Source organism: Polyangium fumosum (genome assembly GCF_005144585.1).
Classification (GTDB): Bacteria; Myxococcota_A; Polyangia; order Polyangiales; family Polyangiaceae; genus Polyangium; species Polyangium fumosum.
This window is the reverse complement of sequence record NZ_SSMQ01000024.1, coordinates 153,731-159,730: the sequence shown is the minus strand read 5'-3', so window position 1 is coordinate 159,730 and position 6,000 is coordinate 153,731. Positions and strand designations below refer to the sequence as shown.

General features: G+C 68.0%; 5 protein-coding genes and 1 pseudogene. 1 reads left to right on the top strand and 5 read right to left on the bottom strand.

What is annotated here, in order from left to right:
- Positions 1 to 160: 160 nt before the first annotated feature.
- From E8A74_RS23460 to E8A74_RS52585, 5 genes are read right to left on the bottom strand one after another with little or no spacing between them, the layout of a single operon-like run.
- Entirely contained in the window at positions 161 to 1,057 is an 897-nt protein-coding gene (locus E8A74_RS23460) for a DUF1152 domain-containing protein (RefSeq protein WP_170229316.1), read from the bottom strand.
- Between the two features lie 47 nt (positions 1,058 to 1,104).
- Complete coding sequence (locus E8A74_RS23455; protein ID WP_136931290.1) at positions 1,105 to 1,902, bottom strand: succinate dehydrogenase/fumarate reductase iron-sulfur subunit; 798 nt, start codon at positions 1,900 to 1,902, stop codon at positions 1,105 to 1,107.
- Positions 1,902 to 3,812: a fumarate reductase/succinate dehydrogenase flavoprotein subunit gene (locus E8A74_RS23450; RefSeq protein ID WP_136931283.1), complete on the bottom strand. Its 1,911-nt coding sequence runs from the start codon at positions 3,810 to 3,812 to the stop codon at positions 1,902 to 1,904. The genes E8A74_RS23455 and E8A74_RS23450 overlap by 1 nt, the downstream gene beginning before the upstream one ends.
- A gap of 12 nt (positions 3,813 to 3,824) precedes the next feature.
- Positions 3,825 to 4,493 carry a succinate dehydrogenase cytochrome b subunit gene (locus E8A74_RS52590; protein WP_170229315.1) on the bottom strand — a complete coding sequence of 223 codons (669 nt, stop codon included), beginning with the start codon at positions 4,491 to 4,493 and terminating at the stop codon, positions 3,825 to 3,827.
- Between the two features lie 38 nt (positions 4,494 to 4,531).
- On the bottom strand, positions 4,532 to 5,209 hold the full coding sequence (locus E8A74_RS52585; RefSeq protein WP_170229314.1) for a hypothetical protein: 678 nt from the start codon (positions 5,207 to 5,209) through the stop codon (positions 4,532 to 4,534).
- A gap of 332 nt (positions 5,210 to 5,541) precedes the next feature.
- On the opposite strand from E8A74_RS52585, the pseudogene E8A74_RS56050 reads away from it, so the two are divergent.
- A pseudogene (locus E8A74_RS56050) lies at positions 5,542 to 5,949 on the top strand (Hsp20/alpha crystallin family protein); the annotation flags it as partial.
- Positions 5,950 to 6,000 lie beyond the last annotated feature (51 nt).

Sequence of the window (6,000 nt, the reverse complement as noted above, 5' to 3'; positions counted from 1 at the left end):
GCTCCGACATCTCCCCTCTCGCGCCCCGAGGGCCGTCGAGAGGCTCCGTTTCGTCACGACCATCGCGCGTCCCTGCTCCGACAAACCCAGCCGCAGCCCCAGCCCGCGGTGCGTCCACCACGCGGCGCATGCATGGGTCGAGCCCGGCGTCGACCCACCGTCAAGCGCCATCCCCTCTCAAAGTTTGCCGGCGTACCCTCCGGCAAACCGCAGGATCGGCCGAGGGGTGGGTCCGTTGCGACCTGGTGGCCATGTCACATCGGAATCGATGCCCACGTGCCGTCGGAACGCGTGCCCACGTGCCGTCGGAACGCGTGCCCACGTGCCGTCGGAACGCGTGCCTACGTGGGTTCGGAATACGCAGTTCGATGCAGCGTTTGTAAAAGTCGAATCCAGGGCTCGTCGGTTCGAGGCTCACGGCGCCGAGGAAGCCGCCGGCTTTGGTGAGCTCGGCGATGGCCCGCAGGCTGGCGGCGTCGGAGACGCCATTGAAGCGGTCGGCGCCGAGGCCGATCGAGCAGAGCAGCTTGAGCTTGACGCCTTCGAGCGAGGCCACAGCGCCCACGGAGACCGCGTCCTCGATCGGATCACCGAGCCCCTCCTCGTCGCCGCGCATGAGCGAATCCGAGCCCCCGTCGACGAGGATCACGGCATCGACCTCGTGGCGCTGGACGAGCTCGGCATAAAAGGCGCGGAGCGCGGGCACGGTGAAGGACCGCGCGTAATAGGCGTAGACGAAATGCGGCGCGCTCTTGGGGCGCTCCTGGTCGAGGAAGCTCGCGAGGTGGACCTCCGGGCCGTAATCGGGCGGGGGGCTCGAATGCGCGAGGACCTGCTTGACGACGGCGCCCGTCTCGGCCGTGTACACGACGGCCGCGTCGTCGATGCGCTCGGGCTGCCCGAACGAATAACTGCCGAGGATCACGCGCTTGCCGAGGCGCTCGAGCTCGGGCAAGAGCGTCGCGCCTTGCAGGAAATCGAAGCCCCCGCCGCAGCCGCAGAGGAGGACGGTCTTGATGGAAGGGTCGGCGAGCCGCGCGAGGAAGGTCGGATGCATGGCGCGGCGCCGAGGATACCACGGCGGCGGCGCGCAGCGCGAGCGCATCAGCGGTGTCGTTTTGGTGTTCCGGGCTCGATGTGCCGCGGCTGCGCGCGTCCCTCGCCGGAGAGCCGGGCCGCGAGGTAGTCGTGGTTCATTTGCGTGATGACCTGGAGGGGGATGCTCTTCGGGCACGCGGTCTCGCATTCCCCGGCAAACGTGCAATGGCCGAATCCCTCCGCCGCCGCGGCCCGGACCATCCGGAGCGCGCGCCGCCCGCGCTCGGGCTGGCCCTCCGGGAGGTTTCCGAGGTGCGTGATCTTCGCGCCCGTGAAGAGCGCGGCCGAGGCATTCGGGCAAGCCGCGACGCAGGCCCCGCACGCGATACACGCGGCCGCGTCCATGGCCTGCTCGGCGCAGTCCTTGCGGATCGTCGAGGTATTGGCCTCCGGAGCATTGCCCGTGTTGACGGTGACGTAACCGCCCGCGGCGATGATCCGATCGAGCGCGCTCCGGTTGAGGACGAGGTCCTTGAGGAGGGGAAAGGCCTTCGCGCGAAATGGCTCGATCCAGAGCGTCTCTCCGTCGCGGAAGTTCCGCAGGTAGACCTGGCACGCGGCTGCGCCCTGGAGCGGGCCGTGCGCGAGGCCATTGACCATGAATCCGCAGGTGCCGCAAATGCCCTCGCGGCAATCGCTGTCGAAGGCGATTGGCTCTTCGCCTTTTCGCACGAGGCCCTCGTTGACGACGTCGAGCAATTCGAGGAGCGACATGTCGGGCGAGGCCTCGGTGGTCTCGTACCGGACGAACCGTCCAGGCGTCTCGGGGCTCCGCTGCCGCCAGACCTCGAGCGCGAGCCGCATCATTTGTAGCTCCTTTGCATGGGCGGGGCCGCCTCGAACACGAGCGGCTCCTTGTGCAGGATGGGCGGTTCGCCCTCGCGCCATTGCCACGCGGCGACGTAGGCGAAATGCTCGTCGTCGCGCAGGGCCTCTCCGTCCGGTGTCTGGTATTCTTCGCGGAAATGGCCGCCGCAGGATTCTTCGCGGTGGAGGGCGTCGCGGCAGGTGAGCTCGCCGAGCTCGAAATAATCGGCGACGCGGCCGGCGGTTTCGAGTTCACGGTTCAAGGATTCGCCCTGGCCGGGGACGAGGAGTTCCCGGTAAAACTTCTCGCGAAGCTCGGGGATCTGGGTGAGCGCGCGTTCGAGCCCTTTGCGGTTGCGCGACATGCCGCACGTGTCCCAGAGGAGCCTGCCGAGCTCGCGATGGAACGAGGCGGCGGTGCGCTTGCCGCGCACCAAAAGGAGCCGCTCGATGCGGGCCGCCGTGTCTTTGCGCGCTTCCTCGAACGCGGGGTGCGCGCCGTCGATCGCCGGCGGCTTCGCGCGCGCGAGGTAGCTGCCCACGGCGAGCGGGACGATGAAATAGCCGTCGGCGAGGCCCTGCATGAGCGCGCTCGCGCCGAGGCGGTTCGCCCCGTGATCGGAAAAATTCGCCTCGCCGACCACGAAGAGGCCGTCGATCGTGCTCATGAGGTCGTAATCGACCCAGAGGCCGCCCATCGTGTAATGAATGGCTGGGTAGATTCGCATCGGGGCGCGGTAGGGGTCTTCGCCCGTGATCTCGGCGTACATGTCGAAGAGATTCCCATACCGCTCGGTGATGACGTCCGCGCCGAGGCGGCGGATGGCGTCCGCGAAATCGAGGTAGACGCCGAGTCCGCTCGGGCCGACGCCGCGGCCCTCGTCGCAGACGGCCTTGGCCGCGCGGGAGGCGACGTCGCGGGGCGAGAGGTTTCCATAACTCGGGTAGCGGCGTTCGAGGTAATAATCACGCTCAGCCTCGGGGATCTGTTCGGGCGAGCGTTTGTCCCCGGCGCGGAGCGGCACCCAGATGCGGCCGTCGTTGCGGAGCGATTCGCTCATGAGCGTGAGCTTCGATTGGTGCTCGCCGCTGACGGGGATGCACGTGGGGTGGATCTGCGTGAAGCACGGGTTCGCGAAGTACGCGCCGCGGCGATGGGCGCGCCAGATCGCGGTCGCGTTCGAGTTGCGCGCGTATGTGGAGAGGAAATACGCATTGCCATAGCCGCCCGTGGCGAGGACGACCGCGTCGGCGACGAACGTGCGAATCTCGCCGGTCACGAGATCCCGCGCGACGATGCCGCGGGCTCTGCCGTGGGCGACGACGAGGTCGAGCATTTCCGTGCGAGGCGAGAGGCGCACGGTGCCGGCCTGGACCTGGCGGAGCAAGGACTGGTAGGCGCCGAGGAGGAGCTGCTGGCCCGTCTGGCCGCGCGCATAAAACGTGCGGGAGACCTGAGCGCCGCCGAAGGAGCGGTTCGCGAGTTTGCCCCCGTACTCGCGGGCGAATGGGACGCCTTGCGCGACGCATTGATCGATGATGCGCAGGCTCACCTCGGCGAGGCGGTAGACGTTGCCCTCGCGAGCCCGGTAATCGCCGCCCTTGATCGTGTCCTGGAAGAGGCGCTGCACGCTGTCGCCGTCGTTCTGGTAGTTCTTCGCGGCATTGATGCCGCCCTGGGCCGCGATGCTGTGCGCGCGGCGTGGGCTGTCGTGGAAAAAGACGCATTCGACGCGGTAGCCGAGCTCGCCGAGCGTGGCCGCGGCCGAGGCGCCCGCGAGGCCCGTGCCGACGACGAGGACCGTGTATTTGCGGCGGTTCGCCGGGCTCACGAGCGCATAGTCGAGCTTGCGGCGCTCCCATTTCTGCGGAAGAGGGCCGCCGGGGATCTTGCCGTCGAGGTGCATGAATACCTCCCCCTAACGCCCCCGCAGCAGCGAGAGCGCGAGCGCGGTGATCGGAATGGCGGCGAGGCTCACGGCGACAACCAACGCGAGGACGGCGGCGAGCCGCCGGAGAACGCGCAGCCGGTCACGCTGCAAGGTGAGGCCGAGCGATTGCGTCATCGCGAGCGCGCCGTGCGAGACGTGCATGCCGAGCGCGATCATGCTGACCACATAGATCACGGTGGGCACGATCGAGGAAAAAGCGACCGAGACGTTCGAATAGACGCGACCCGGGGAATATGCCGGATGGAAGAGGCCCAGGGTCAAATGGAGGACGTGGTAGATGACGAACCCGAGCAGGACGAGGCCGGTCCAGAGCATCGTGCGCGCGCCGAGGCTGCTCGCGGCGCGCTCGTAGCGGCCGTACGAGATCGGGCGCGCGACCTGCCGGCGCATGGAGAGGTCGAGCGCGACGACCACGTGGATGCAGAACGACGCGAAGAGGACGGTGCGGGCCGACCAGAGCAGGGCGGGGTTCTCGTGGAGGAGCGCGCTGTACGCGTCGAGCGCCTCGGGGCCCGCGAAATAAAGCAGGTTGCCCGCGAGGTGCAGCACGACGTACGCCGTGAGCACGACCCCGCTCGCTGCCATGAGCGCTTTTTTCGCGACGCTCGTCGCCGCGAGTTTCACGGTCGCCGCCATCCCGGGCCCCCTCCCTGCACCACGACGATCCGGATTCCTCAGCGCGGATAGCCGTAATAATAGACGCGCGGCTGCGCCGGGCCTCGGTGAATGACCACCGAGCGCGGATAAAAGAACGGATCGTACCACCAATACGGATATGCCCCGCCGCCCCAGCCATAACCAAACCCGTACGCCGCCGTGGACGGGGGAGGCTCGACGCTGCGCCGTTCGAACGGGGTCCGCTGGGTGACGATACGATCGTCGGTGTGCACCCGCCAGACGATGTCGAATTGCGGCAGGTCGCGGGCGCCCCGGAGCGAGTCCGGGAGCGGAAAATAAGCGTCGATCGTCGTCGATTCGCCGCGCGGGATCACGACGACGGGCATGCTCGCGTGGGTCGCGTTCGCGAGCACGGGCGCGGTCTCGCCCGCCATGTCGGCGAATTGCACGCGGAACTCGCGTGTATCGACGGTCCAGGGCTCGGCGCCGTCCTCGTTTGCCACGACGAACCGGACGTGGAGCGCGCGGACCGGCTCTTCGTCCTCGGAGAGGCGCACGTCCGTCACGCCAAACGAGCTCACCCGCACGTCTCCTTGGCCCGTGCCCGGCGGGATGTCGTACCGCGCCGCCGGATATCCCGATACCGTCGCGTTGGCTTGTTCGGCGGGCTGATAATAATACGAGCCGCCGCATCCGGTCACGGCGAGCGCGAGGGCGAGGAGCAAACGGCGCATGTCGTTCGATCCGTGCAACCTTCATGCGCGAAGGAGCGCGACCCTCCTTCCAGGACGCCCGGCCGTAACGCGCCGAGGCAGGCTCCTCCGCGGCGCTGTGCAATCGTCACCGTGTCCGGCCTGCGCACGAAACGTGCATGAAGCGCGCGCGAATCCGTTTCGAACAGGAGGGGGTCGTCATGGCTGGTTTCATGCGCAGACGAGAAGGTCGAGAAGGGCAGGGGCCATCGAGGGAAATGACACAGGCAGGCGCCCGGGAGCCAGGGCGCGAGCAAAGGCTCGCGACGGCGGATCCGTTCCGCTCGCTCGGGTACGGGGATCCATTCCGGCGCATGCGCGAGATGCTCGCGTGGGATCCATTCGCCGAAATGGAATCCTTCTTGCCGCAAGGCCGGGCCTTCCTGCCCGACATGGAGGTGCGCGAGACGAAGGATGGATATTTGATCCGCGCGGATCTGCCGGGCCTGAAGGAGGACGACGTCTCGATCGACGTCTCCGGCCGGCGGCTCACGATCAGCGGCCGGCGCGAGGAGGAGCAGCGCGACGAGAACGAGCGGTACTGGGCCTACGAGCGCTCGTACGGGAGTTTTACCCGGTCGTTCACGCTGCCCGAGGGGATCGATCCGGAGCGGATCGACGCAAACCTCTCGAACGGCGTGCTCGAGGTGCTCATCCCGAAATCGAAGGCGGAGGAGCCGAAGCGCATCAGCGTGAAGCGCGGAGAAGCCCGCGCCGAGGAGCAAGGCGCGCAATCGAGCGTGCGTCCACAAACTTCGGCGAGCGGCGCGTCG

Coding starts and splice junctions, on each gene's coding strand:
- E8A74_RS23460 (WP_170229316.1), bottom strand. CDS start 1,057: ATGCATCCGACCTTCCTCGCGCGGCTCGCCGACCCTTCCATCAAGACC.
- E8A74_RS23455 (WP_136931290.1), bottom strand. CDS start 1,902: ATGCGGCTCGCGCTCGAGGTCTGGCGGCAGCGGAGCCCCGAGACGCCT.
- E8A74_RS23450 (WP_136931283.1), bottom strand. CDS start 3,812: ATGCACCTCGACGGCAAGATCCCCGGCGGCCCTCTTCCGCAGAAATGG.
- E8A74_RS52590 (WP_170229315.1), bottom strand. CDS start 4,493: ATGGCGGCGACCGTGAAACTCGCGGCGACGAGCGTCGCGAAAAAAGCG.
- E8A74_RS52585 (WP_170229314.1), bottom strand. CDS start 5,209: ATGCGCCGTTTGCTCCTCGCCCTCGCGCTCGCCGTGACCGGATGCGGC.